14 protein-coding genes are annotated in these 21571 nt (G+C 72.8%); 7 read left to right on the top strand and 7 right to left on the bottom strand.

Annotated features, from left to right (window positions below; translation table 11 throughout):
* Positions 1-3: 3 nt before the first annotated feature.
* The gene (locus ACZ6TI_RS27590; protein ID WP_465348046.1) at positions 4-2796 is read right to left on the bottom strand and encodes an AfsR/SARP family transcriptional regulator; all 2793 of its coding nucleotides are present in this window, start codon (positions 2794-2796) and stop codon (positions 4-6) included.
* Positions 2797-2897: 101 nt separating this feature from the next.
* Here ACZ6TI_RS27590 and ACZ6TI_RS27585 point away from each other — a divergent pair, with 101 nt between their 5' ends.
* Positions 2898-4736 (top strand): Xaa-Pro dipeptidyl-peptidase, encoded by a 1839-nt coding sequence (locus ACZ6TI_RS27585; RefSeq protein WP_465348045.1) that lies wholly within the window; start codon positions 2898-2900, stop codon positions 4734-4736.
* Positions 4737-4766: 30 nt separating this feature from the next.
* Here ACZ6TI_RS27585 and ACZ6TI_RS27580 read toward each other — a convergent pair whose 3' ends face one another.
* Positions 4767-6023 (bottom strand): S8/S53 family peptidase, encoded by a 1257-nt coding sequence (locus tag ACZ6TI_RS27580; protein WP_465348044.1) that lies wholly within the window; start codon positions 6021-6023, stop codon positions 4767-4769.
* A gap of 21 nt (positions 6024-6044) precedes the next feature.
* On the opposite strand from ACZ6TI_RS27580, the gene ACZ6TI_RS27575 reads away from it, so the two are divergent.
* The gene (locus ACZ6TI_RS27575) at positions 6045-8654 is read left to right on the top strand and encodes a CHAT domain-containing protein (RefSeq protein ID WP_465348043.1); all 2610 of its coding nucleotides are present in this window, start codon (positions 6045-6047) and stop codon (positions 8652-8654) included.
* 11 nt (positions 8655-8665) lie between these two features.
* On the opposite strand, the gene ACZ6TI_RS27570 is transcribed toward ACZ6TI_RS27575, so the two are convergent.
* Positions 8666-9121 carry a hypothetical protein gene (locus ACZ6TI_RS27570; protein WP_465348042.1) on the bottom strand — a complete coding sequence of 152 codons (456 nt, stop codon included), beginning with the start codon at positions 9119-9121 and terminating at the stop codon, positions 8666-8668.
* Entirely contained in the window at positions 9118-9672 is a 555-nt protein-coding gene (locus ACZ6TI_RS27565; protein WP_465348041.1) for an RNA polymerase sigma factor, read from the bottom strand. The genes ACZ6TI_RS27570 and ACZ6TI_RS27565 overlap by 4 nt, the downstream gene beginning before the upstream one ends.
* A 137-nt stretch (positions 9673-9809) precedes the next feature.
* Between ACZ6TI_RS27565 and ACZ6TI_RS27560 the strand changes: the two genes are divergently transcribed.
* A complete protein-coding gene (locus ACZ6TI_RS27560) occupies positions 9810-10652 on the top strand; it encodes a P1 family peptidase (RefSeq protein ID WP_465348040.1) in 843 nt (280 codons plus the stop codon).
* Here ACZ6TI_RS27560 and ACZ6TI_RS27555 read toward each other — a convergent pair.
* On the bottom strand, positions 10624-11586 hold the full coding sequence (locus ACZ6TI_RS27555; RefSeq protein WP_465348039.1) for a sigma-70 family RNA polymerase sigma factor: 963 nt from the start codon (positions 11584-11586) through the stop codon (positions 10624-10626). The two genes, ACZ6TI_RS27560 and ACZ6TI_RS27555, sit on opposite strands and share 29 nt — an antisense overlap.
* Positions 11587-11627: 41 nt before the next feature.
* Between ACZ6TI_RS27555 and ACZ6TI_RS27550 the strand changes: the two genes are divergently transcribed.
* From ACZ6TI_RS27550 to ACZ6TI_RS27540, 3 genes are read left to right on the top strand one after another with little or no spacing between them, the layout of a single operon-like run.
* Positions 11628-12743, top strand: a complete 1116-nt coding sequence (locus ACZ6TI_RS27550; RefSeq protein WP_465348038.1) for a LolA family protein — start codon at positions 11628-11630, stop codon at positions 12741-12743.
* Positions 12740-13651 (top strand): ABC transporter ATP-binding protein, encoded by a 912-nt coding sequence (locus ACZ6TI_RS27545; RefSeq protein ID WP_465348037.1) that lies wholly within the window; start codon positions 12740-12742, stop codon positions 13649-13651. Before ACZ6TI_RS27550 ends, ACZ6TI_RS27545 begins: the two co-directional genes overlap by 4 nt.
* Complete coding sequence (locus tag ACZ6TI_RS27540; RefSeq protein ID WP_465348036.1) at positions 13648-14478, top strand: ABC transporter permease; 831 nt, start codon at positions 13648-13650, stop codon at positions 14476-14478. Before ACZ6TI_RS27545 ends, ACZ6TI_RS27540 begins: the two co-directional genes overlap by 4 nt.
* Before the next feature lie 126 nt (positions 14479-14604).
* On the opposite strand, the gene ACZ6TI_RS27535 is transcribed toward ACZ6TI_RS27540, so the two are convergent.
* Positions 14605-15855, bottom strand: a complete 1251-nt coding sequence (locus tag ACZ6TI_RS27535; protein ID WP_465348035.1) for an IS701 family transposase — start codon at positions 15853-15855, stop codon at positions 14605-14607.
* A 235-nt stretch (positions 15856-16090) separates the two neighbouring features.
* Between ACZ6TI_RS27535 and ACZ6TI_RS27530 the strand changes: the two genes are divergently transcribed.
* Positions 16091-16894, top strand: coding sequence for a maleylpyruvate isomerase family mycothiol-dependent enzyme (locus ACZ6TI_RS27530; protein ID WP_465348034.1), 804 nt, complete (start codon positions 16091-16093; stop codon positions 16892-16894).
* Between the two features lie 195 nt (positions 16895-17089).
* Here ACZ6TI_RS27530 and ACZ6TI_RS27525 read toward each other — a convergent pair whose 3' ends face one another.
* Positions 17090-21565: a DUF4082 domain-containing protein gene (locus ACZ6TI_RS27525; protein ID WP_465348033.1), complete on the bottom strand. Its 4476-nt coding sequence runs from the start codon at positions 21563-21565 to the stop codon at positions 17090-17092.
* Between the last annotated feature and the right edge of the window lie 6 nt (positions 21566-21571).

Here is a 21571-nt window from a genome sequence, read left to right as displayed (position 1 = left end):
CACTCAAACGGGGGGTGGCGGAGGCGGACCCGGGACTGTCCCCAGGTCGTCCAGCTTCTGCTGGACCTCCGCGGCCTCCGGTTCGTCCAGCTCGACGAGGAGGGTGAGGGCCCGGGTGTAGGAGGCGCGCGCGGCCGGCACGTCACCGCTCTCCAGCTGGACGTCGCCCAGCGTGATCAGGCTGTCCGCGGCGTTCCACAGGTGGTCGCCGGTGAGATAGGCGGTCACCGACCGGTCCAGGAACTCGATCGCCCGGGCCAGGTCGCCGGCCGCCCGGTGGGCCACCCCGATGGTGTCGAGCGCGTCGCCCTCGCCGTAGTGCTCCTGGTGCCGCCGGTGGATCTCCACCGACCGGTGCCCGAACTCCACCGCGCCGGCGATGTCGCCCGCGCGATAGCGGTACCAGCCCAGGTTGTTCAGCGCCTTGCCCTGCCCGGGCTCGTCGCCGGCCGCGACGAACGCGGCCAGCGCGGCGGTGGCGTGCTCGGCGGCGGCCGGCACGTCGTCCTCGCGGGAGGCGTAGAGGCCCAGCTCGAGGCGCGCATATGCCAGGCCGCGCTGCTCACCGGCCGCGGTGAAGTGCTCCGCCGCCCGGGTCATGTGCTCGCGGGCCCCGGCGACATCGCCGGTGCCGGCCAGCGCGATGCCCAGGTTGCCGGACATCAGCCCGGCCGCCTCCGGATCGCCGACCCGGTCGGCCGCCGCCAGCCCGGTGCGCGCGGTCGCGATGTAGTCCTTCTTGTACGCGTGCCGCACCAGGTAACCCGCGACGGTGTCGGCCAGCATCCAGGTGAACTCGTCCAGCCCCGCGGCGGCGGCCTGCTGGACGGCGGCGATCAGGGTGGACCGCTCGCGGTCGAACCAGGCGTCCACGTCGCGGCGATCGGTGAACGTCACCACCGGCAGGTCCGCGGGCAGCGGCCGGGTGGTGAAGGTGGGCCGGTGCGGGAAGCGCATCATCGACCCGGGATGTCCGGTCCCGATCAGCGTGGAATAGAGCCGGGTGAGCGCGTCGAGCCGGTCCTCCAGCTCGTGCGACAGCTCTCGCGCGTATTCCAGCAGCAGGTCGTGGAACGCCCAGCGGTCGTCGCCCTGCACCTCGACCATGTGCGCGGCGACCAGTTCGTCGAGCAGCTCACGGGTCTCACCGGGCGCGGCGCCGAGCAGCGCGGCCGCGGTGGCCGCGCCGAAGTCCGGGCCGGGGCTGAGCCCCAGTCGGCTGAACAGCTGCCGGGCCCGCGGCTTGAGCGCCCGGTAGGACCAGGAGAACACCACCCGGGCGTCGGCCGACGGGTCGCCGGTGGCGAGCGTGTCGAGCCGCGCGGCGTCCAGCTCCGCGGCCAGCTTCTCCAGCGGCCGGTCCGGGCGGGCCTGGGCGCGGGCGGCGGCGATCGCGAGGGCCAGCGGCAGGTGGCCGCAGGCCCCGATGATCCGGTCCACCGCGGCCGGCTCCGCCATCAGCCGGTGCTCGCCCAGCCGCCCGGCCAGCATCTGCCGCGCCTCGTCCAGGGTGAGCAGGCCGAGCGTGATCAGGTGCGCGCCGGCGGTGGCGATCAAGCCGGTCAGCTGGGCCCGGCTGGTGATCACCGCCATGCAGCCGGGGGAGGCGGGCAGCAGCGGGCGCACCTGGTCGGCGTCGCGCACGTTGTCGAGCACCACCAGCATCCGGCGCCCGGCCAGGGTGCTGCGGTAGAGCGCGGACTGCGCCTCCACCCGGGACGGGATCTTGCGAGCCGGGATGTCCAGCGCGACCAGCAGCTCGCGCAACGCCTCGTCCGGCCGGATCACCGCGTCGTCGACGTCGTAGCCGCGCAGATTGATGTAGAGCTGACCGTCCGGGAACCGGTCGGTGACCCGGTGCCCCCAGTGCAGCGCGAGCGTGCTCTTGCCGATGCCCGCGGTGCCGGACACAGCGGAGATCACCACCGTGGTGGGCGCCTCCTCGTCCAGCAGGCCGTCGAGCACCGCCACCTCGTGCACCCGGGCGGTGAACGAACGCGGCTCGGGCGGCAGCTCGCGCGGCACCCGGGCGGCCTTGACCGCCGGCGGGACCGCCGCGGTGGACTCGCCGGCCAGGATGCGCTCGTGCAGGCGGCGCAGCTCCTCGCCGGGCTCGATGCCGAGCTCGTCGATCAGCAGCGCGCGCACCCGGCGGAACTCGGCCAGCGCGTCGGCCTGCCGGCCGGCGTTGTTCAGCGCGGTCATCAGCTGGCCGCGCAGCCGCTCGCGGAGCGGGAACTGCTCGACCATGCCGGTCAGCTCGCCGAGCACCGCGCGGTCGCGGCCCAGCGCCATCTCCAGGTCGGCCCACTCCTCGACCGCGACGCCGTGCTGCTCGTCGAGGCTGGCCGCGCGCTGCCGCACCAGGCGGCTGTCGATGCCGCCGAGGGCCGGCCCGCGCCACAGGTCGAGCGCGGCGCGCATCAGGGTGGCGGCCCGCTCGCGGTCGGCGCCGGCCAGCTCCCGGGCCTGCGCGGCGTGGTCGGCGAAGAGGAGCGCGTCGAGGTCGTGCCGGGCGACCCGGATCGCGTAACCCGCCGGGTCGGTGTGGATCAGGTCGCCCGGCAGCCGCCGGCGCAGCCGGGACACCGCGGTCTGCACCTGCGCCTTGGCGGTGGCCGGCGGGTCGTCGTCCCAGAGCGCGTCCACCAGATCGTTCACCGGCACCAGGGCGCCGGGGCGCAGCAGCAGCATGGCGAGCAGGGTGCGCTCACGGCCCGCGGTCACCTCGGCGCCGCCGACCATCAGGGGGCCGAGGATGCGGAATCGTGCTCGCGCTCCATCGCCGTCCGTCACCGCAGCTCACCCCCGTTGTCTTGCCATCGGTCAATCTATCGGGTGGTAACCACCGGGTTGAAACCGATATACGCATCGATCGGAAGCGATAGGGTGTCGCCGTGCGTACCGCTGGGGTTGCTCTCGCCGCATTGACCGCCGTTCTCCTGCTGCCGACGGCCGCACCGGCCGCCGCCGCGCCGGCGCCGACCGAGGGCACCGAGCCCGTCTACGACTATGCGCAGGCCATCCGCGAGCGGGTGTGGGTGCAGACCGCGGTGGACAGCGACTTCGACGGCGAGCGCGACCGGGTCGCGGTGCGGATCATCCGGCCGCGCGAGTCCGGACCGGCCAACCGGATGCCGGTGGTCTTCCAGCCGAGCCCCTATTACGCCGGCCTCAACGACGTGCCCAACCACGACGACGTGGACCGCGACGGCCTCGCCCGCCGGTCCGCGCCGGGCAGCTCCGACCGGGCCGAGACGATCACGTTCGGTGGTTACCTGGACAACTACTTCGTCCCGCGTGGCTACGCGGTGGCGTTCGCGGACAGCCTCGGCTCCGGCGGCTCGGACGGCTGTCCGACCTCCGGCGGGCGCAACGAGACGCTCGGCATGAAGGCGGTCGTCGACTGGCTCAACGGCCGGGCCCGCGGCTGGGACGAGAGCGGCGCGCCGGTCACCGCGGGCTGGTCCACCGGTCGCACCGGGATGATCGGGGTGTCCTACAACGGCACGCTGCCCAACGCGGTCGCCACCACCGGCGTCGAGGGGCTGGAGACCATCGTCCCGATCGCCGGCATCTCGAGCTGGTACGACTACTACCGCGCGAACGGCGGCGTGGTGGCGCCCGGCGGCTTCCAGGGCGAGGACACCGACGTGCTGGCGCGGGCGGTGCTCACCCGGGCGAACCCCGAGGTGTGCGCGGATCTGATGGACGAGATCGAGCTCGAGCAGGACCGCGAGACCGGCGACTACAGCCCGTTCTGGGCCGAGCGCGACTACACCCGCGACGTCGGCAAGGTGCGGGCCAGCGTGCTGCTGGTGCACGGGCTGCACGACGACAACGTGCGCACGCTGCACGCCGGGCAGTGGTGGGACGCGCTCGCCGCCCGCGGTGTGCCGCGCAAGATCTGGCTGCACCAGGCCGGGCACACCGACCCGTTCTCGGTGCGCCGCGCGGAGTGGCTGGACACGCTGCACCGCTGGATGGACCACTGGCTCTACCGGATCCCCAACGGCATCATGGCCGAGCCGATGGCCGACGTCGAGGTGGCGCCGACCGTGTGGCGCACCAGCCGCGACTGGCCGCCGCCGGGCACCCGCACCAACGACTGGTTCGTCGGCGACGGCAAGCTGAGCCGGTCGGCGCCCCGGCCGGGCACACGGGAGTCCTTCGTGGACGCGCCGGCCCGCACCGCCGAGGAACTGGCCGCGAACGAGGCGGCGGCCGACCCGAACCGGCTGGCCTACCTGTCCGCCCCGCTGACCACCGAGACCCGGCTCTCCGGCACGCCGACCATCACCGTGCGCGCCGACCTGACCGGCAGATCGCCCTATCTGACCGCGCTGCTGGTCGACTACGGCAGCGCGGACCGCTTCGCGGGCCTGCGCCTGATCGGCGGCCAGGACTGCATCGGCCCCGGCATCCCGGAGGATCCGGGCTGCTTCAACCGCATCGGGTACGCGACCGCGACCACCCCGTTCGAGATCGTCACCCGCGGCTGGACCGATGTGCGTAACCGGCACTCGCGATCGCGCACCGAGCCGGTCGCGCCCGGGCAGCCCTACACGTTCACCTGGGAGCTGCAGACCGACGACCACGTGTTCGCGCCCGGCCACCGGATCGGCGTGGTGCTGATCTCGACCGAGCGCGACCACACGCTGCGTTACCCGGCCGGCACCGAGGTCGGCGTCCGGCCGGGCGTCTCCCACATCTCCCTGCCGCTGTCCCGGGCCTAGGCGTCTCCCGGGCTCAGGCGTCTCCCAGGCTCAGGCGTCTCCGGGGCGCAGCACTGCGCCGAGGCCCTGGATCGCCTGCTTCTGCCCCCGGCGGATCAGCCGCTTGGCGGCGGTCACGCCGTTCTCCCCGGTCCGGGACATCCGGGCCGCGGTCAGACCGGCCACCAGCGGCGTGGCGAACGACGTGCCACTCCACTTCGCCATGCCCTCGTAGACCATCTTGACGCCCTTGTTCGCGCCCTCCTCGCCGATGTACGTGCCCACCGGGAACGCGTTGATCAGCTCGTCACCAGGCGCATAGGTGTCCACCCAGTGCCCGAAGTTGCTGAACGCCGCCTTGCCGGTCATCTTCGGGTCGAGCGCGCCGACGGACACCGTGTAGGGCGCCGCGGCCGGCCAGAACGGCCACCGCTGGTTGTCGTTGCCCGCCGCGGCCACCAGCAGCACGCCCTTGTGCAGGCGCAGCCGGCGGCGGCCGAACAGCTGCAGGCTGAGCAGGTCCTGCGAGGTGTGCGTCCAGGTGCCGGCGGACAGGCTGATGATGTCCGGATAGTCGTTGTCCAGGATGTCGATCAGACCCTCGACCAGCTTGTCCTCGAGGACCGCGCCGCCCTTCTCGAAGGTGGCCCGCACGTGCACCTCGGCCGCCGGGGCCAGGCACCTGACCACCCCCGCGATGAAGGTGCCGTGGCCCGCGTACTCCGTCAGCGGCTCGTCGAGGACGCCCTCGTCCTGGTCGCCGGTGACCCCGGCCATCCACGGCGAGCGGTTCGGCGCCTCCAGGTCCAGCCCGGTGTCCGCCACCACCACCCGTACGCCACGCCCGGCCTCGGGATCACATTCGACACCGGGAAACGGCGCCGTGCCGGCCGGCACCGGGATCGGCTCGGACGCCGGGCAGTTGCCGCCGACACCCTTCGGCGGGGCGATGTGCACCAGGTGGTTGGGCGCGGCGACGTCGTAGCCGAAGGACTGCTCGAGCAGGCCCAGTGCCCGTGGCACGTCGTCGCCGATCGCCAGCTTCGTGTAGCCGCCCGCGCCACGCCCCTCGACCGGCGTGGATTCGATCTCGGCGCCGGCCAGCCGGGCCTGCGCCTGGTTCAGGTATTCGTCCTTGACCAGCAGCGCGCCCTTCTCGTAGTGGAAGGCGACACCGTCGCGCTCCCACGACTCCGGGCCGGGCACGATGTTCAGGTGCGCGAACCGGCGCTGCAGCAGACGCAGCTGCGCCTGCTGGGGCGTCTCAGTGGGTGGCGGTTCGTATCCGCCCGATCGTTCGTCGCTCATCAATCCTCCTAGACTTGGCGCGTGTCAGATGCCGGACCGCCGGAGCGGCTGTTGTCGCTGGCGCTGTCGCGCCCGGGCGAGGCCTTGCGGGAGGCCGACCAGGTGCTGGCCGGCCGCCCCGACCCGTGCACGGCGTCGATCGCCCGGCAGGCCCGGGCCATCGTGCTGCGCGACGGTGGGCACACCTCGGCGGCGATCGCCGAGCTGCGACGTGCGTTGCGGGACGCGGTGGCGTGCGGCCGGCCGGCCCGGATCGCCGACGTGCAGGCCACCCTCGGCCTGTCCCTCGGGCTGAACGGGCAGACACGCCCCGGCCTGGACCTGCTGGACGCGGCGATCGCCGGCAGCCGCGGCATCCCGGCCGGCCGCATCCTGACCCGGCGCGCCATCCTGCTGCGCGTGCTGGGCCGTTACGACGAGGCGCTCGACGACCTGCGCCGGGCGATCACGCTGCTGCGCCGGGGCGGCGACCAGCTCTGGGAGGCGCGCGCCCACACCCATCGCTTCCTGGTGTTCAGCGCCGTCGGGCAGACCGCCCGCGCGGACCGTGAGCTGGTCGAGGCCGAGCGGCTCTACCACGTCGTCGGCCAGGAGCTGGAGTCGGCGCACGCCGTGCAGAACCGCGCCGACCTGGCCTATCTGGCCGGTGACCTGGCCGCGGCGCTGGGCTTCCAGGACGCCGCCACCGAGCGTTATGCGAGCCTCGGCGTCTATGTGCCCGAGCTGGCCGTCGATCGCTGCACGGTGCTGCTCGCGGCCGGGCTGTTCACCGAGGCGGTGAGCGTCGCCGAGGCGGCGATCAGCGACCACGCCGAGCGCGGCGGCGACGCCTCGCACACCGCCGAGCTGCTGTTCACCGGCGGCCAGGCGGCCTATGCGGCGGGCCGCCTCGACCTCGCCGCCGAGCGCGCCGCGGCCGCCCGCGACCTCTTCCGCAGGCAGGGCCGCGACCGCTGGCACGCCCGCGCGTCCTTTGTGGTGCTGCAGTCCCGCTGGGCCGCCGGGCACCGCGACGGACGCCTGGTCACCCGGGCCGGCGAGCTGGCCGACCGGCTGGACGCGCTGGACGCGGTCGAGACCCCCGCCGCGCATCTGCTCGCCGGTCGCCTGGCCGCCGAGAAGGGCCGGCGCGCCGAGGCCGACCGGCACCTGGCCCGCGCCGCCGACTTCCGCAACCGCGGGCCGAGCTTCGGGCACGCGGTCGGCTGGCTGGCGCACGCGCTGCGGGCCGTCCAGCGCGGCGACACCGCCGCCATGCTCACGGCCTGCCGGTTCGGGCTGCGCGCCGCGGAGAACCATCGGCGCACGCTGGCCGCCCCCGAGCTGCAGGCGCACGCCACCGTGCACGGCATCGAGCTGGCCGAGCTGGCCCAGCGCGAGGCGGTCGCCCGCGGCGACGCCCGGATGCTGCTGCGCTGGAGCGAGCGCTGGCGCGCCGGCGCCCTGGCCGCGGCGCCGGTCCGCCCGCCGGACGACCCGGAGCTGGCCGCCGAGATGGCCGCCCTGCGCGCGATCGAGCGCCGGCTGATCGAGGCCCGGTCCTCCGGCGCGCCGATCCGGGCGATCGAGTCGGAACGACGTGCCCTGGAGGGGACGATCCGGGCGCGCACCCGCCGGGCCGCCGCCAACGAGCCGGCGCGCGAGGCTCGCGCCGCTCCCCAGCCCAGTCCGCTGGCCGCGCTCGGCGACCACGACCTGATCACGCTGACCACTCTGGACGGCGTGCTCTATGCCACCACGGCGCTCGGCGGCCGCTGCCGCACCCACGTGGTCGGCCCGCTCGCGGCCGCCGTCCGCGAGGTCGAGCTGGCCCGTTTCGCCCTGCGCCGGCTGGCCCGGGGCCGCCCGCCGACCGGCGCCCGGCCGGCCCTGATCGCGGCCGGCGACGCCCTGCAGCGGGCCCTGCTCGGCCCGGCGGCGGCCACCCTGCGCGGCGGCCCGATCGTGATCGTGCCGCCGGCCGTGCTGCACTCCGTGCCCTGGGCCATGCTGCCCGCCCTGCGCGACGTCGCCGCCGTGGTCGCGCCCTCGCTCGCCACCTGGCTGCGGGCCGGGCGCACCGGGCACCGCGGCCGCCGCCGGGTGGTGCTGATCCGCGGCCCCGAGCTGGACGGCACCGGGCTGGAGATCAAGCACATCACCCGCACCTATCCGAGCGCGACCGTGCTCGAGGACGGCCGGGCCACCGTGGACGGCACCCTCGCCGCGCTGGACGGCGCCTGGACCGCGCACATCGCCGCGCACGGCGTCTTCCGCGGTGACAACCCGCTCTTCTCCAGCCTGGCGCTGGACGACGGGCCGCTCACCGTCTATGACCTCGGCCGGCTGCGCCGGGCGCCGGCCCGGCTGGTGCTCTCCAGCTGCGAGTCCGGCGTCGCCGCGCCGGTCAGCACCGACGAACTGCTCGGCATGGTCAGCGCCCTGATCCCGCTCGGCACCCGCAGCCTGCTGGCCAGCGTGGTGCCGGTGAACGACGCGGTGACCAGCACTCTGATGGCCACCTTCCACGAGCGGCTGCGCTCCGGCTCCGGCTTCGGCGCCGCGCTGCGCGACATGCGCGCCGAGGCGATGGAGTCCGGCGACGTGATCGCCCTTGCCACCGCCTGGTCCTTCGTCGCCTTGGGCCGATAGAAAGCCTGGGGTCACAGAGTCACCCAGGAGGTCAGCACGCTCTCGCCGGTCGGCAGCCGCAGCCGCAGCCGCACCGGCCCGCTGGGCAGGTCCGCGATCAGGAAGCGGCCCAGGTCGTCGAGCTCGATCGGGATGCGGCCGGGCCCACCGATCTCCACCGACGCCGCCCGGGCGCCCACCCCGAAGATCTGGCCCATCATGGTCCAGCCGGCGCCCTCGGCCCGCACCGTCACCTCGACCTGCGCGGTGTCCGCCTCGAAGGACAACAGGCGCTCGTCGGTCACCTGCCGCACCGCCTCGAACCCGGACTCCACCGCCGAATCCGCGATCAGCTCAGCCAGCCGCGCGTCCAGGTCACGCGTCTCGAACGCCGCGCGGGCCGCGAGCCGCACGTGCTCCGGCACCGGGTCGGCCAGCCCGGCCACCCGGCGCAGGTCGGCGAGCAGGTCGTCGTCGGCCGCGCTCACGACGCCACCGCCATGATCCGGCGCAGCGTGGCCAGGCAGCGCTGCCGGGTCGGGCCGATGCCGCCGACCGGCATGTCCAGCGCCACCGCCACCATCGCGTAGCTCGGCGGGGGATCGGCCATCAGCACCCGCAGCAGCGCCCGGCACTGGGCCGAGATCTGCTCGAACGCCTGCCACAACGCGGCATCGCGCTCCTCGCGCAGCAGGCCGCGGTCCGGCGCCGGGGTGTCCTCGTCGGGCACGTCGTCGAAGTCGTCGGTGGGCACCGTCTTGGTGCGCTGCCGCAGCACCGCCAGGCACTCGCGGCGCACCGTGGTGGACAGCCAGCCGGGCAGCCGGTCCGGGTCGCGGATGGTGTCCAGCTTCTCCACCAGCCGCAGCCACGTCGCCTGCACCGCGTCGGCGGCGTCCGCCTCGTTGAGCCGCATCGCGCGGGCCACCGACCACAACAGGTTCGTGTACCGGTCGGTCAGCGCGTTCCACGCCGACTGGTCGCCGGCCGCCGCCCGGGCCATCAGCTCCGCGGTGCCGGTCTGCCCCGGTAGATCCATCAAGCCCTCGCGATTCGTCGGGGGAAGTTGGTGCTTCCCGATTGCTCTCGCCGCCGGCCGGACTTGTGCCATACCGAATCGAGCGTTCGGTGGCCGGACTGATACGTCGGCGATGCGACAGTCCCTAAGCTCGGAGCATGGGACCGCAACTGTTGTCGGCGTGGGCCGGTCATGCTACCGGCGCGGGCACGGGCGTTACCGTGGTCCTGCCCCCGCTTGGCGCGGTGGCATCCGGGGAGGTCCGGGGCGGTGCGCCGGCCACTCGTGAATTCGCTCTGCTCGATCCCACTCGTCTAGTGGATCGTGTCGACGCGGTCGTGTTGTCCGGAGGGTCGGCTTTCGGACTTTCCGCGGCCGACGGTGTGATGACGTTGCTGCGCGAGCGGGGCGCCGGTTTCCCCACGTCGGCCGGCCCGGTGCCGATCGTGGTCGGCATGTCCATCTTCGACGCCTCGGCCGGTGACGTCCCGCCGGACGCGGCCACCGGACGGGCCGCGGCGCTCGCGGCGCTCAGCGGCGTCCCGCTGGAGTCCGGCCGGGTGGGCGCGGGCGCCGGCGCCACCACCGGGAAGTGGCGCGGCCGGGTCGAACCGGGCGGCGTCGGCTGGGCGGTCCGCAAGGCCGGTGCGGCCGAGGTGGCCGCGCTGATCGTGGTCAACGCCTGGGGTGACGTGCTCGGCACCGAGGCCGCGCCGGCCACCGTCGCGACGCCGTTCGCCGAGCGGCAGAACACCACGATCGGCGTGGTGCTGACCACCGCGAAGCTGAGCAAGACCGACTGCTACCTGCTCGCGCAGAGCGGCCACACCGGCCTCGCCCGCGCCATCCACCCGGCGCACTCCCGCTATGACGGCGACGCGATGGTGGCGCTGGCCACCGGCGAGACCGCCACCGAGCGCGGCGACCTCGACCTGATCCGGGCGGTCGCCACCGAGACCGTGGTCGCGGCGATCACAGACGCGGTGGCAGCCCGAACGTAGCCGCGTGGTCCGGGCCGATGAACGAGGTCACCGATGAGATCCGGTCGCCGTCGAACCCGAACGCGTTGATCGACCAGAACTCGTGCGGACCGCCGTCGACGGTCCGCAGATAACCCGCCACCGCGGGCCGGCCGTTCGCGTCCACCGGGACGTGCCGCCAGGCCCCGCAGGACGAGAGCGGGATCGCGCACGCGAAGGCGGTCACGCTGTCCAGGCCGCTGTACCAGGCCCGCATCGGCGGCATCGACCACGTCACGTCCTTGGTGAGCAGCGCGATCAGCCCGTCCGCGTCGCCGCGTTCCAGGGCGCCGGCGAACTCGGCCACGGTGGCTCGGAGGCGGGGGTCGGGGAGCGTGCGGTCGCGCGTACCCTGCGGAATTTTGTCTTGGACCGTCGCCCGCGCGCGCTGCAGGGCGCTGTTGACCGAGGCCGCCGAGGTGTCCATCATCGCGGCGATCTCGGCGGCGCTGAAGTCCAGCACCTCGAAGAGGAGCAGCGCCGCTCGCTGGTTGCCCGGCAGGTGCTGCAACGCGGCCACGAAGGCGAGCTCGACGTCCTCACGGCGCTCGACCGACGGGTACGGCCCCAGCCAGGCCACCTCCGTCACCGGCAGGTCGCCCGCCACCACGTGGTCGCTGGCCGGACCCAGATCGATCGGCAGCGCCCGCCGCCCGCGGCCCTCCACCAGGTCCAGACAGGTGCGGGTGGCGACCGTGTAGAGCCAGGACCGCAGGGTGCTGCGCCCCTCGAACCGGCCGATGCCGCGCCAGGCCCGCACCATCGCGTCCTGCAGCGCGTCGTCCGCGTCGTGGCTCGAGCCGAGCATCCGGTAGCAGTGCGCGTGCAGCTCGCCGCGCAGTGGTTCGACCAGCCGGGTGAAGGCCGCGTCGTCGCCCGCGCGGGCCCGCGTCAGGTCCGCCTGGATATCGCTCACCAGCCAATAGTGCCTGAACCCGCGGGTACCGTTGCTGGCCTATGGGCCTGGGAACGGTGGTGAGCGCGCAGGCGTGGCGCCGGTGGATCGTCGTGATCGCCGTCGTCGCGGTGCTGGTCAGCGTGCCCATCGTGATCCGGGCCCGGCCGGTCCCGACCGCCTCCGCGGACCCCGCGGCTCTGCGGCAGGCGATGCTCGCGTCCGCCGATCTGGCCTACCAGGGATACGCGCAGAGCAGCGGCCTGCTCCCGCTGCCGTCGTTGCCCAACCTCGACGAGGTCACCAAGCCGCTGAGCGGCCGCACCGAGATGCGGGTCTGGTACGCGGCCCGCGACCGCTGGCGGGTGGACGTGATCGACGGCGCGACCGAGCGTGACCTCTACCAGACCCCCGGCAGCCAGGTGATCTGGGACTTCGGCGACAACCAGATCACCCAGGTGGTCGGCGACCAGCCGGTGCGCCTGCCCCGCCCGTCCGATCTGACCCCGCCCGAGCTGATCCGCCGGCTGCTCGCCATCGCCGAGGGCGATCGGGTCGAGCCGCTGGCCGGCAAGCGGGTGGCCGGCATCAGCGCGGCCGGGCTGCGGCTGGTGCCGGCGTCCCCGGACACCACCATCGACCACGTGGACCTGTGGGCCGACCCGTCCACCGGGCTGCCGGTGCAGGCCGAGGTGACCGCGAAGGGCGGCGAGCGGCCGGTGTTCAGCACCCGCTTCCTCGAGCTGCGCCAGAGCGCGCCGGACGACGCGACGATCACTCCGCCGGCCGGGCGGGAGGGCGTCGGCTTCGCCGTGGCGCCGGCCCCGGACATCCTGAGCTTCATCAACCGGCGGCGCCGCGCGGTGCTGCCCGAGTCGATCGGCGGCATGCCCCGGCACGAGGCGGTGGACGGGGTCACCGCGGCGGGCACGTACGGCACCGGGCTCGCCCAGTTCGTCGTGGTGGCCCTGCCCGGCCGCTTCGGCAACGAGGCGTTCGACCGGCTGGACACGTTCGGCACCGACGTCGAGGTGCCGCAGGGCGAGGCGGCGCTGCTCGGCACCGGCCTGCTCACCCTGCTCGCGGTCCGCGGCGAGCGGATCTATCTGGTGGCCGGCTTCGTGCAGCCCGCCGTCCTCGAAAGCGTCGCCGCCGACCTCGCCGGGAGCGCCAGTTGATCGTCACCAGGGGACTCGTCAAGCGGTACGGGAAGGTCACCGCCGTCGACGGCGTCGATCTCGACGTGCGCGAGGGCGACCGCTACGGCCTGCTCGGCCCGAACGGCTCCGGCAAGACCACGCTGGTCCGGATGCTGCTCGGGCTGGTCTTCGCGACCCGCGGCGAGATCGAGGTGCTCGGCGTGCCGGTGCCGCGCCGGGTCCGCGAGGCGCTGCCGTCGATCGGCGCGATGGTCGAGGGCCCCGGCATGTATCCGCACCTGCCCGGCCGCGCGAACTTGATGCTGCTGGACGCGGCCGGACCCGGTTCCGGTGGCCGCTCGGATCGCAAGCGCCGGGTCGACGAGGCCCTGGAGCGGGTCGGGCTGGCCGGCATCGACCGGCGCCCGGTCAAGGCCTACTCCCTGGGCATGCGCCAGCGCCTCGGCCTGGCGTCGGCGCTGCTGCGCAAGCCACGCTTGCTGATCCTGGACGAGCCGACCAACGGCCTCGACCCGCGCGGCATCCGCGAGATCCGCGACCTGCTCGCCGAACTCAACCGCGACGGCACCACGGTCTTCCTCTCCAGCCACCTGCTCGCCGAGATCGAGGCGCTCTGCGACCGGGTCGGCGTGATGGACCGCGGCCGCCTGGTGCTGCAGGACGACCTGGTCAAGCTGCAGGCCCCGACCGGCCGGGTGCTGGTCGGCACCCCCGAGCCGGAGCGGGTGGTGGCGCTGCTCGACGGCCGGGTGGAGAAGCGCGACGGCCCGAGCCTGACGGTGCGCCACGACGACGCCGGCGACCTGAACGCCGAACTGCTCGAGGCCGGCATCCGGGTCACCGAGATCGGCGCCGAGCGGCGCACTCTCGAGCAGGTCGTGCTGGACGCGACCACCACCAGTTCCGACCGCGTGGAGGCGTCGTGATCCGGGTCGAACTGGCCAAACTCTTCCGCCGCCCGCGCACCTATGTGATCGCCGGCCTGCTCTGCGCACTGCCGTTGATCGTCGCGATCTTCCTGGCCACCACCCGCATCCCGCCGCCACCCGGCCAGGGCGGCGCGTTCCTGTCCGCGGTGCTGAGCAACGGCGCGCTCTATCCGGCCGCCGCGATGGCCCTGGTGATGCCGATCTTCCTGCCGGTCTCGGTGGCGGTCCTGGCCGGCGACGCGGTGGCCGGCGAGGCGCAGACCGGCACGCTGAGATATCTGCTGATCCGCCCGGTCGGCCGCACCCGCCTGCTGGTCGCCAAGCTGATCAGCCTGAGCGTCTTCGTCCTGTTCGCGATCGGCGCGGTGCTGATCACGTCCTTCCTCACCGGCATCACCCTCTTCGGCGGCGAGCCCTCGGCCGGCGTCGCCCTCCCCGCCGACGTCACCTCGCTGTCCGGCGTCACGATCACCCCGGTCGGCCTGGCCATGCGCCTGCTGGCCACGGTCGTCTACATCGTGGTCTCGATGCTCGGCGTGGCGGCGATCGCGCTGTTCCTCAGCACGTTCACCGACTCGGCGCTGGGCGCGGCGATGGGCGCGCTGGCCGTCCTGGTGACCAGCCAGGTGCTGGTCACGCTGGACGCGGCCGCCGCCATCCGCCCCTACCTGCCGACGCGTTACTGGCTGGCCTGGATCGACTTCTTCCGCGACCCGGTGCTGTGGCGCGACATCGAACGCGGCGCCGGCATCCAGATCGTCTTCCTGGTGGTGCTGCTGGGCGCGGCCTGGGCCAACTTCATGACCCGCGACATCAGCAACTAGTAGGGCTTTGTCATGGTCCTCGTCCTGCGCGCTGGATGCGTTGCGGGAAGCGGGTTTGGCAGGTTGGGCAGGTGCCGATCAGTCGGGCGAGCAGGGCTTGCAGGCGTCGAAGTACGGCGTAGAGAGTCATTCCGGCGCATGGGTTTTTGGGTCCAGGCGTTGCAGGGTCAGAAACGCGTGGGCTGCGGAGACGAGGGTGGTGTGGTGGTGCCAGCCTTGCCAGGTGCGGCCTTCGTAGTGGTCCAGGCCGAGCCCGGTCTTGATTTCGCGGTAGTCGTGCTCGATGCGCCAGCGCAGCTTCGCCAGCCGGATCAGGGTGCGTTTCGGTGTGCGGGCGGGCAGGTTCGATAGCCAGTACTTGACCGGCTCGGGCTCACCAGCCGGCCATTGCGCGATCAGCCAGGCCGCGGGCAGGTCTTCGCCGAGGTGTGCTGAGCGGATGGCCGGACCGGCCGGCCGGACTCGCTGGAACACGAACGTCGACGACATGGGCACCGGCCGGCCGTTGCGGCGGCGGGAGCTGTCGCGCCAGGTCACCCGCCGTGCCGCGTCGGCGCCGGCGGCTAGCAGCAGGTCACGCACGGGGCTGGCGGGCTGCCGGTAGATCTTCTTCGGATACGGGCCGTCGCCGCAGTACGGCACTGTCGTGCGTTCGACGGCGAGCGGGTAAGCGGTGATCGTATGGGCGACCTGCACCGCGTAGCCGATACCGCGCTCGGCCAGGGCTTGCCGGAACTCGCCGGCGTCGCCGTAACCGGCATCGGCGACCAGCACGCTCGGACGTAAACCCCAGCCGAGCAGCTCGTCGATCATCGCGAGAGCGAGCCGCCACTTCTCGGTATGCCCGACGCTGTCCGGGATCTGCGCCCGCCTGCGTCGCCGGTCCACGTCCTCGGCCGCCTTCGGCGACACCGGATCCCACACCGGAGGCAGGAACAGCCGCCAGTCCACCGGACACGACGCGGTCTCGGTCACCAGGCTCACCGACACCGCGACCTGACAGTTCGTGACCTTCCCCGCAGTGCCTGTGTACTGGCGGGCCACGCACGGCGATGCGTTGCCGTACTTGAGCAGGCCGGTGTCATCGATCGCCCACGCCGGGCCGTCCAGCACCTCACCGATCCGCTCGGCGATCCGCCGGCGCACCGGAGCCACGTCCCACGGGCTGTTCGTGACGAAATGGTTCAACGCCTGCTCATGCGGGCCATGCAACCGGGCAGCCATCGGCTGGATCGACTTACGCCGCCCATCCAGCATCAAACCCCGCAGATAATGCCCGGCCCGCTCCTGCCACCCCGAATAAGTCAACGACCCGAACACATCACCGACGTACTCGACCAGATCATCACCAAAACGCTGCACCCCAACGGTGTCCATCACTCCACAACACCAACATCAACCCGTACCCGTCACCATCACCCACCCGAAGGGTGACAAAGCCCTACTAGTCTGTGTCGGCGCGAAGTTCGAGCGAGGCCAACTCGTCGAGCGACCTGACGATTCAGGAGGTGATCAGCATGTCGCCTGACACGCCGATCCACGGGTCACCGGTGAGTTCTGCCGGCACGCCGAGTCATACACAACACAACGAACCTACCGAAGGGCCAATCCAATGACCGAGCTGAACGCGGAACATGCCCGACGAGCGATCGTCGAACACACCCGACGCCTGGCGGAATCAGCCGCCGCGGCCGGACCTGGCGCCGCCGTGCCGACCACACCGAAGTGGACCGTCACCGACCTGGTCGAGCACGTGGGCCAGACCCAGCACTGGACCGCGGAGATCATCGAGCGGCGCATCACCGACCCCACACAGCTGCCTGCCGAATATGCCGTACTCCCCGCCGACCCCCGCCAGTGGCAGGCGTGGCTATCGGAGTCCGCGCAGCGGGTCGCGAACGCGTTCTCCGATGACGCGCTCGACGCGCCGGTGTTCAACGCTGCGGGAGACGGGCGGTCCGGAACGCGTTTCTGGCTGTCCAACGTCCTCAACGAGACGGTCATCCACGGCTTCGACGCAGCCAACGCGGCGAACCAACCGGTCGACATCGACGCCGACATCGCGGCCGCGCTCATCAGCCACCACCTCGCGATGCTCACCTCCCCCACGTGGCAGATGCTTCGGTCCGAGTCCGCCCAGGCCATCCGCGGCACCGGGCAGACCATGCAGTGGCTGGCCACCGACACCGCGGACGACACGGGCGCCTGGTTCGTCGAACGGCGGCCCGACGGGGCGACGTGGCAGCCCAGAACCCAACAGGCCGATGTGACGGTGACCGGCCCGGCACAATCGCTGCTGCTGACCTTGACCCGACGACTGCCTCTCACCAACCGCGAAGCCACCGGCATCAGCATCGACGGCGACACCCACCTCGCCCAGCATTGGCTCGACAACACCGCCCATATCGCCGACTGACCGGCACCGAAGCTCCCACCGCCACGACGAAGGGAACGTTCGCATGACGGCGCGGGACTCGCGCGGCCGCGGACGTCCAACTTGATCGAGCGAACCGACGAGTCAAGAAGCAGACCTTCGACACTGACCGAGGTTCGGCCGCTGCGCTGTTCCCCGGGGCGTCGTCGCGACACCCCGGGAACGGCATCGTGCTGCCTAGTGCCCGGTCTCGGTCGGTGTGTCCAACGGCTTCGCGTCGCTCGTGATGCCGACCCCGTGCAGCACCGGCGATGCGCCGCTGCCGCCGGTCAGCTCCACCCGGTACTGCGCGTAGCGCGAGCCGCCCACGACCCGGTCACCCTGGCCCACCTGCGTCCAGCCGGTCCAGCCGGCGCCGGGCGTCGAGGTGCTCCCGGTGCGCACCCACAGTCGTACCCCGGCCCCGGCGGGTACCGACGCCTGATACGACAACCGGTCCCAGGTGACCATCTGACCCGCGTCGAGCAGCCGGGAGACCATGGTTCCGGTCCGGGCGCCGCCGGCCAGCCGTACGCCGTCGGAAGCGACCGTGGTGCGGTCCGCCTCTCCGGTGCGCAGCCCCGCGACGGTGTAGTCGGCCACGCCGGCCGCCGCCGAGACGAACGTCGCCGCCGGCCTGCCGAGCGCCGGCCACACCGTCACGTTGCCGGACCGGTCGACGCTGCGCACCCGGTAGTGGTACGTGGTCCGCGGCTCCAGCCCGGTCACCACCGCGCGGTGCTGCCGGCCCGCCAGGTCCCCCGGCCAAGCGGCGAGGGCGGTCGCCTTGTCGCCCACCAGCAGTGTGGCGGCGGCCGACTCGTCCGTGCCCCAGGACACCGTCGCCGTCCCGTCCGGCCGGGGCACCACGGACACCTTCGAGGTGGCCGGCGCCCTGCTGTCCGCGGCGGCGGTGCTGAGCTGGTGCAGCGGCGAGACGGTGGTCCTGCCGCCCGGCGTGGTCACTCGCACCCGGTACCAGTAGGTGGTGCCGGGCCGGAGACCGCTCAGCCGTACGGTCCGGTTCGCCGCCTGGGTGCTGTCCACCACCGTCGTGGCGAGCTGGGCCGCGTTCGTGCCGTACTCGATGGTGGTCCGGCTGGCGGTGCTGCCGGCCAGCATGACCGTCGCGGTCGTCGGTTCGGCCTGCTGAACGGTCGCGGTCACCGCCGGGGCGGCCGCACTGGACTCGTACGCGGCTGCGTACGCGCCGGTCGCGGCCGGGAACATCGCGTACTCGACGCCCTTGATCGTCGTCCTGGTGAACGACACCGGCGATCCCGCGCGGGTCAGCGTGGTCAACGTCCGGCCGCCCGGGCCGAGCGTGGGCACCATGCCGGTCAGCCCGTTGCCGCCCGTGCCCACGTTCACCGTGAACGCGAGGTTGTTGCCGGACCACGAGATGCCCGTGTACGACGACGCGTTGCGCCCGTCGAGCCAGGTGAGCATTTGCCTGGCGGTGATCAGCGGCACCCCGCGGGCCTGCGCCGAGGCGAGCATCTGGTCGCTCTGATACTCGGTGGCGGCGTCGGTGTGCATGTTCGCGGTGAAGGCGCCGTAGTAGCCCTCGGCGCCGAGCGCCCGATCGAGCAGGGTGTTGACGGTGAACGGGTAGCTCTGATCGGACTCATCGGTCATCTGGGTGGCGGCCTGGTAGGTGTCGATGAGCCCGCCGGTCTTGGCGGAGAAGCGCATCGGCATGCCGGAGCCGGTCATGAAGCCCGGCCGGTCGGCGACCCAGGAGCCGGGCCAGTAGTAGTAGTTGGTGTCGAGCCGGATCCCGTTGGCCGCCTCGATGCCGGCCTGGCTCGACCAGTCCGACCAGGCGATGCAGTGGGTCCGGTTGGTGGCCGGCGACGGCACGGTGTTGTACTTCGAACGCCAGGTGCCGAGCTGATCGGTGAAGAACCCGGTCAGCGTGCTTTGGGTGTAGTCGGCGCAGTTGGTGGTGAGGTGCAGGCCGACCTCGAAGCCGCGCGACTGGTAGGTCGTCGCCTGGGCGTTGGACAGCGGAGTGCTCGGGTAGACGTATGAGGTGTACCGGGCGCACTGCCAGTCGTCGACCGAGCAGTTCGCCGGGCTGTTGGCCGTGTACTGGTCGAACCGGCCCGCCGTGCCGCCGGTGGCGTGGTCGTCACCGGTGGCGATCACGACCGCCTTGAGGCTGCGCGGGAAGTACCAGAACCTCGGCAGCGGCTTACGGTCCAGGTTCATGTTGCCGACCAGGTTGGCCAGCAGCCGCTGCTGCTCGTCGGCCTGCGGGATGGCGGCCTTCGACAGGTTGACCCAGTCGGTGGCGCCGCTGCCGCCGAAGTAGAGGTCGTCGGAGCGTCTCGGCGTCGTGCCGTCGCGTTCCTGGCCGTCCCAGGCGGGGTTGCCCTGACGCGTGTAGACCAGCGACTGCGCCAGGTCGAAGCTGAAGGCCGCGGCCTGACCGCCGTTGCCGCCCACGCTGACCAGCGACACCGCCGGATTGGTGGTGGCCGTGGTCGCGTTCGAGTACAGCGTGGCGACCGCCCGGGCGCCGTTCAGCGTGTACCGGTCGGCGGTGCCGTGGTATTGGATCGTCTGATCGGTGATGCCGGCGCCCGGCGCCGCGGACGTGTCGGTCCTGAGGTATCCCTCGGCGAGCGTGCCGGTCGTGGCGGTGAGGGCGAGCAGACCGGCCAGTTGCTTGTCCGGGCGGAAGGCGATCAGGTTCCCACCGCCGGTCACCCAGGTCGTGAACATGCTGACCTGCGCGGCGGTGAGCGGGGTCTGGCCGAGAAGCACCACGTCGTACTGGCTCAGCGTGGACGCCGTGACCGTGGTCAGGTCGGCGGTGGCGAACTCGTTGAGGCCCTCGGTGCGCAGCACCTCGGCGAGGAACGGGGTGAAACCGCCGGCGCCGGTCGCCGCCGACTTGATGACGAGCACCGGCCCGCCGGGGCCCTGGTCGGGCGGCGGTGGTGGCGCGGTGCCGGTGGTGAAGGTCCAGCTCTGCGGCGTCATGAGGTTGCCGGCGGCGTCGCGGGCGCCGCTCACCGATGCCGTGTACGTGGTGGCGTAGGCCAGAGCGGCCGACAGGGTGAACGTGGCCGTGCTGCTCCCCGCGTCGTACGTCGTCGTGCCGGCGATCGCCCCCGACGGGCCGGCCAGCGACATGACCACGCCGGCGGCGGTGACCGGTTCGCTGAAGGTCGCGGTCACGGCGGTGGTGGCCGCAACTCCGGTGGCGCCGGGCGCCGGGGCGCGCCCGGCCAGGGTCGGCGCCGTGGTGTCGGTGGCGGTGGTGTCGAACACGACGTCGACCCAGTAGTTGGTCGCCTGGAAGGTGCTGTTGGGATACGCGCTCGCGCCGTACCGGTAGACGCCGTTGCCGCCGTTGGCCGCGCTGGCCAGCGCGGTCAGCGGGCCGCGGGTCACCGCCGAGGCCAGGCCGTTGGCGGTGGCCGAGTAGAAGCCCGCGCCGGTGTGGTACGACGCCACATAGGTGGTGTTCGCCGTGACCGCGACCGGGTTGGGCAGGGTGGCGGTCTGCCAGCCGGTGGCGCTCTCGCCGGTGAACGTGACCGTGGACAGGCGGGTGCCGGCGGTGTTCCACAGGGAGCCGGTGTGCGTCCCGGTGTTCCCGGTGCCCTTGTAGAACTTCAGTCCGGTGACGTAGCCGGCGGCGGTGGCCCGGAACTTGACGCCGATCTCGACGGCGCTGTTGTCGGCGACCGCGGCGGTGGCCGGGGTCGCGGTGGACGGCCAGATCGTGCACGGACAGACCGGGCCGGAGGAGTTCGCCGTCGTGAATGTCCAGGAGTACGCGGTCATGGTGTTGCCGGCCGTGTCCTTCGCCCCGCTGACCGTGGCGGTGTAGACCGTGGACAGTTGAAGTGCGGCCGACGGTGTGAACGTCACGGTCCGGGTGCTCGCGTCGTACGCGGTCGCGCCGGTCACGGTTGTGCTGCCGGCCCGCAGCGCGAGTGCCGCGGTCCCGTTCTGCAGCGGCTCGTTCAGCGTGGCGCTCACCGCCGTCGTGGTGGCCACGCCGGCCGCACCCGGGGCCGGCGTGGTGCCGGTGACGGTGGGCGGCGTCGTGTCGGCCGCGCCGGAGTTGAACACGACGTCGACCCAGTAATTGCTCGACTGCCACGTGTTGGTGGGGAAGCCGCCGCCGGTGCCGTACCGGTATACGCCGTTGGCGCCGTCCACCCCGTCGCGCAGCGCGTGCAGGGGCGCGTTGTCGACGCCGGCCGCCGCGAACCCACCGTTGTCGCCGGCGTATCGGCCGTTCGGCGCGTAGTACGACGCGACGTACGTGGTGTTCGCGCTGATCGCGATCGGAGCGGCGAACGTGGCGGTCTGCCAGCCGGTCGCGGTCTCACCGGCGAACGTGACGGTGCCGAGGTTCGTGCCGGTCGTACTCCACAGGTGGCCGACGTGCGTGCCGCTGTTGCCGGTGCCCTTGTAGAAGCGCACGCCGCTCACGAAGCCGTCGGTGTCCGAGCGGAACTTCACGCCGACCTCGACGGCCGAGGTGTCCGAGTCGGCCGGGTTGGCCGGCACCTCCGTGCCGGCCCAGATGGTGCAGGGACAGGTGGCGGCGGCGGCCGGCGCCGGGGCGACGAGCAGGCCGGCCACGAGAACCAGGCAGGCCACCAGTGAAGAGATCATCCGCCGGGGCCGGTGGGAAAGTTCTTTCACGGGCGC

Source organism: Actinoplanes sp. NPDC051388, from assembly GCF_055586225.1.
The sequence above is the reverse complement of the archived record's forward strand: the minus strand, read 5'-3'. Positions and strand labels throughout refer to the sequence as shown.